The 4720-nt window shown below is 32.7% G+C and carries 6 protein-coding genes and 1 pseudogene; 6 read left to right on the forward strand and 1 reads right to left on the reverse strand.

Annotated elements, in window-relative coordinates; translation table 11 throughout:
* The first annotated feature begins 91 nt into the window (after window positions 1-91).
* Genes FL972_RS16275 through FL972_RS16290 form a run of 4 tightly spaced genes read left to right on the forward strand, consistent with a single transcriptional unit; the run spans window position 92 to window position 2906 of the window.
* Window positions 92-295: a hypothetical protein gene (locus FL972_RS16275; RefSeq protein WP_144606925.1), complete on the forward strand. Its 204-nt coding sequence runs from the start codon at window positions 92-94 to the stop codon at window positions 293-295.
* Between the two features lie 53 nt (window positions 296-348).
* Entirely contained in the window at window positions 349-1521 is a 1173-nt protein-coding gene (locus FL972_RS16280; protein WP_144606927.1) for a DUF4221 family protein, read from the forward strand.
* Window positions 1505-1903, forward strand: a complete 399-nt coding sequence (locus FL972_RS16285; protein ID WP_144606929.1) for a hypothetical protein — start codon at window positions 1505-1507, stop codon at window positions 1901-1903. The genes FL972_RS16280 and FL972_RS16285 overlap by 17 nt, the downstream gene beginning before the upstream one ends.
* Window positions 1881-2906 (forward strand): hypothetical protein, encoded by a 1026-nt coding sequence (locus FL972_RS16290; RefSeq protein WP_144606931.1) that lies wholly within the window; start codon window positions 1881-1883, stop codon window positions 2904-2906. Before FL972_RS16285 ends, FL972_RS16290 begins: the two co-directional genes overlap by 23 nt.
* Before the next feature lie 19 nt (window positions 2907-2925).
* Here the strand turns inward: FL972_RS16290 and FL972_RS16295 are convergent.
* Window positions 2926-3123, reverse strand: a pseudogene (locus FL972_RS16295) (peptide deformylase); the annotation flags it as partial.
* 238 nt (window positions 3124-3361) lie between these two features.
* On the opposite strand from FL972_RS16295, the gene FL972_RS16300 reads away from it, so the two are divergent.
* Both FL972_RS16300 and FL972_RS16305 read left to right on the forward strand, forming a co-directional pair.
* Window positions 3362-3553 (forward strand): hypothetical protein, encoded by a 192-nt coding sequence (locus tag FL972_RS16300; RefSeq protein WP_144606933.1) that lies wholly within the window; start codon window positions 3362-3364, stop codon window positions 3551-3553.
* A gap of 57 nt (window positions 3554-3610) precedes the next feature.
* Window positions 3611-4720: 6-bladed beta-propeller (locus FL972_RS16305; protein WP_144607047.1), on the forward strand; the 1110-nt coding region annotated here is incomplete at its 3' end.

A 4720-nucleotide genomic window follows, 5' to 3' on the forward strand; every position in this document is an offset into this window, starting at 1 on the left:
AATAATAATAATAATAATATGTTCGAAGTAGTTAGTCGATTGGCTAGCCGCTCCTTTCGGGGAAGATCTGTTTTTCTAAATTTATTTTATCATGAAAAAGTTAATTTTAGGATTAGGCGTATTCGCTATAAGCTTTGCAAGCGTCACGCCCGCAAGTGCAATTTGCAGAAATCCAGATGGTTCGATAGATACAGGGCCAAACGGAGATATGGTCTATTCTGCCAATAATTTAGATGGATCATGCTCAAATTGTGACTACACCTGTTCACTGCCAATATTGTCAGGAGGTTATTAATTTTGATAAATACAGCCATAATCAATGGCTGTATTCCTTTTAAAACAATTCTTATGAAATTTTATCCTTATCAGGTAATTCTATTCTCCTTACTCTTTTTAATTGTAGGATGTACTGATGAAAAACTAAGCTTAACAAAGGAATCCAATCACTATATGGTCGGAGAAGCCAACCTAAAACTAGATGATAGCACAGCAATTGATTTTATGAGAATTAGCTACCTAGAAGAGAACCAAAATGAATTTTTACTTCATCAAAATGAATACAAAAAAACAATTCAGATTTTCAATTTAGAGAGTGGCAGGGTTGAGAATGAGATCAAGTATCCATCGAAAGAACCTTTAGGAGTTCGAGTGGTTCAAGGAATTACTGCATTGAACCTTGACTCAATTTTTATTTTCATGCCATTATCTATAAGAGGAAGCCTACTCATTAATAGACAGGGAGAATTAATCAATAGATATATGCCGAGTAAAGAGGAGGATTTTGAAAAATCTCTTATTAATCACATATCATTTGGAGCAATGCCAACCATTTATGATAAGGACAAGTTGAGATTCATACAATTACCTTTATTTGAAGTAACAAACCCCTCAAATATAAATGAAAAGTACAAATTCGAAATTATCTATGATTTGAATACTAATGAAATTTCAGAAGCACCCAATTCGGGATTTCCAGAATTTTACCAAAATAAAATTTGGCCAAGCCAAGATATCTCTATTTCACGAACAATAGATAAATATGGCCGCATCATTTATTCATGGAGGTTTTTAGATTCTCTCATAGTAGAAAATAATGGATTAATCGAAAAAAAATATGCGAAAAGTGATTTTATAAAGAACGATTTCTTGCCTTTCCGTCAGATACCTAATAGGGAACAAGACATGGAAAAGATTATTGAAACAGCAAAATACTACGGAATATATTATGATAAATATAGAGATCTTTTTTATCGAACTGTTCAACACCCCGGAATTTTTGAAAAGGGTGGAATCCCAAAAGAGATGGATGGAGTTAGGAAGTTTTCTGTCATAGTTTTAGATAAGGATCTCAATGTCATTAATGAAATAATATTTCCTGGTGGAATATATAATATATATAGAGCTTTTGTTGGAAAAAGAGGATTTTATTTACCTAAAAATAATGTAATGAATCCAACACTAAAAGAAGATATTCTTTCTATCGATATTTTTGACTTTACATCCAATGAAAATATTAACTAATATCGTATTCCTTTTTATAGTATCCTGTTCAAATCCAAAAAATAATAATGAATTATATAGTGAAAAAATTGGATATGAATTGAATAAACCAACGATTCTTATAAGTCTAGAGAATTGCAGTTATTGTTTTGGGGAATATCAAGAAACAATTAAGAGCTTAGACACTAAAATTTTTAATATAGTCGTTATCTCATCCCAATTAAAGAAAGCCTCATTATTTATCAAGCCCGATGAAACCAATATTTTCATTGATCAAGACAAATTGGCAATAAAATTAGGTTTAATAGAATCTTTACCTGTGATGTTACTACCCAATGGTAGTAGAAAAGAAATATTTTCATCGAAACAATTAAAAGAATATGCAACCATTTTTAAAAAATAATTTTTTCCATTGCTTAGTCTTTCTTTTAACTGTATTGCCCTCCTGTTTTGAAACCAAGAAATTAAAACCTGCAAATAGTGAATTCCAAATAGAATTATCACCTTTTTCCACAATCATAGATATGGAGGTAGGTGAAAAAAACATCTTTATATTAACAAATAAACATGAAGTTTTGGGTTTTGATACAAATGGGACAAATATCTTAGATACAGTTTTTTCTCCACCGAGGCTATACCCTAACGGTGCAGTAGAAGTATATATTAATAATACTTTTCAGTCAATTTTTTACCATGAAAATCTCTTATACTTTCTCGGGTCCAATCCTAGTGATATTATTAAATTTAATTTGGGAACAAAAAAATTTTCAAAACAAAACCTAAACATGTCAGAAAAGGGTCTTCATCACGTGATCGGTTCAAATTTGAATGACTTAATAGTGGAATTTAGAAATCCTCAAAAAGGAATTTTTCAAATTTTTAAAGTAATATTCCCCAGTCTAGAAACCGTGAAATTAGATGAATTCACTAAGGTAAGCTCACAAAACAAATTTGTATCATTTTCGCATAACGATACTATTTTTATTTTTAGTGCTCTGGAGAACGGCTTATTTAAATACTATAAGAAAGATTTTATTAAAGTTCCCGAAATTTTCTTCTTAGACTCTATACTTTATAAAGGAAATATAAAAGGAATTATGGATTTGAGTGAATATGCGAGCTTGGAACCATGGCAAAGAAATCAATACCAATCCGACAAGATACTTTCTGCTATTCAAATTTCTGATCAAGAGAGTTTTTACCTTCTAAAGTTACTGAATAGAACTGATCCAGATAGTCCCGAATCTTCAATAGTATTATTTAAAAAGTCTGGAGAAACGATCATAAGAAAAATTCTGGAAGGCTATCAGTTTGCCAAACTTGATCCGGAAACTGAGGCCTTTTTGGGGTTTACTTTAAATAATGAAGTTGTTGTTATTTCTGATTTAGCTAGTTTAATCCAATGAGTAACTTATTTCATCAGCAAAACATCCGCTTAATAATTCCCAACTGAGGAGCTGCAATCCCTCTCCCAAAGCCATATACCCGGCGGATATCCTCCATCGCCTCATGAAGCTGCTCAGTCCATTCAGCAACTTGTGGGAGTTCCGAGCGGAGTACCGGTTCACATGTCTGATACAATCGGGGATCTCCAAGTTTGAGAATGTCATGGATGGTTTTCATAGCAGAAAGATATCGCAGGGAGGTTGAAGAATAATCACAAACTTAAAAATTATCAAGATATTTTTGTCAGATAACCATTTATCCCTGAATTTCTACCGCTAAAATATTTTTAAACTAAATTCATTAAATTAGTTTACCTTAATTTTGAATAATAATAATAATAATATGTTCGAAGTAGTTAGTCGATTGGCTAGCCGCTCCTTTCGGGGAGGATCTGTTTTTCTAAATTTATTTTATTATGAAAAAGTTAATTCTAGGTGTAACTGCATTGTTATTAAGCTTCTCAGCTTTCCCCATCCAACACTATGTAATGAAAACAGAAGCATGTGAAAATGGAGGAATGTATAGCGCTTGCCGAGAATTTCCAGGTGAATTTTGTCCCATAATGGAACAAACTTTCTGCGGTGAAACCCCTGTAATAGGTAATTAAACTTATCCTTTAGTCCCTCACTAATTTTGGTGGGGGTTTTTTCCCTCCTGCTCTGCTATGAATAAGTATACTACAATAGTTCTATTTTTAATTTTAGCAATTTCGTGCCAAAACAAATATTCTCACACAAAGCAAATTCCCTTAAAATTAGACACATCTGAAAAGGAAAAATTTTCAGATATATTTTCTGAAATCAACTATCTTCTTTTGGATATGGGTGATTCTGAGATTTTGGCTAGACCCTATCATATACTTTTTGGAGCGGATAGGATAATCGTAGAAGACCGGGACCTTTCCAACATCCACATTTTTGACTTGGCAGGCAAACGGCTTTCCTCTATCAAATCGGACTATTCCGGAGGTCCTGGCACCATCAAGCAAAGTGAATATCTCCAGCTTATGGATGACAAGGTCTTGATTTATGACATTCCTCTTTCCAAAACAGTAGTTTTTGACCTTGAAGGAAATTTCCTTGAAGAAAAAAAAGAACCCTTTTTTTTTGACGCATTTTATCATCTTAAAGAAAATAGGCTTCTATTCAATGGCATAAAAGACCTAAAGCAAGGCAAAGTATTTATTAACCAAAAAAATAATTCTTCTGATGACACAACTTTGCTCTACCGATTCCCCAAAGACTATTATTGGATGAGCGTAGGCACCAAAGATGGTTTTATGGCAGATCCATCCAGTGATAATGTATATTTTAATATCCCCTATAGCTATGAAATCGTGGAATTTGATAGAAAAGGCGACATTTATCAAAGCTTTGAATTTGATCTGGGCTCAAAAGGATTGTCGCATGATAAACGATTCAGATTGGCAGAAAACCGTGAGTTAAATAGGCATTTGGCAGAAAATAGAATGATCAATGATATTCATTCTTTCTTCCCTATGAGAAATCATTTTTTTATGTATTTATATCAACATGACCCAAATGGGAAACCCACTCACCATTTTTTAGTATTTGATAGAGGAATGAATCTACTTTATCAATGCATAGATCCAAAAAATGATCTGGATGGAATGACTCTCGGTGGGGTGCCATGGACCTATCATGATGACAAAGTTTATATTATCGTAAATTCCACTACATTTTATAACCAGTATATCCAAAAATTCTCAGGACAAAACGTAGAAATCAAACCCGGAAATGTTCATGAATTTTTT

This window comes from Algoriphagus algorifonticola (genome assembly GCF_007655305.1).
GTDB classification, from domain to species: domain Bacteria; phylum Bacteroidota; class Bacteroidia; order Cytophagales; family Cyclobacteriaceae; genus Algoriphagus; species Algoriphagus algorifonticola.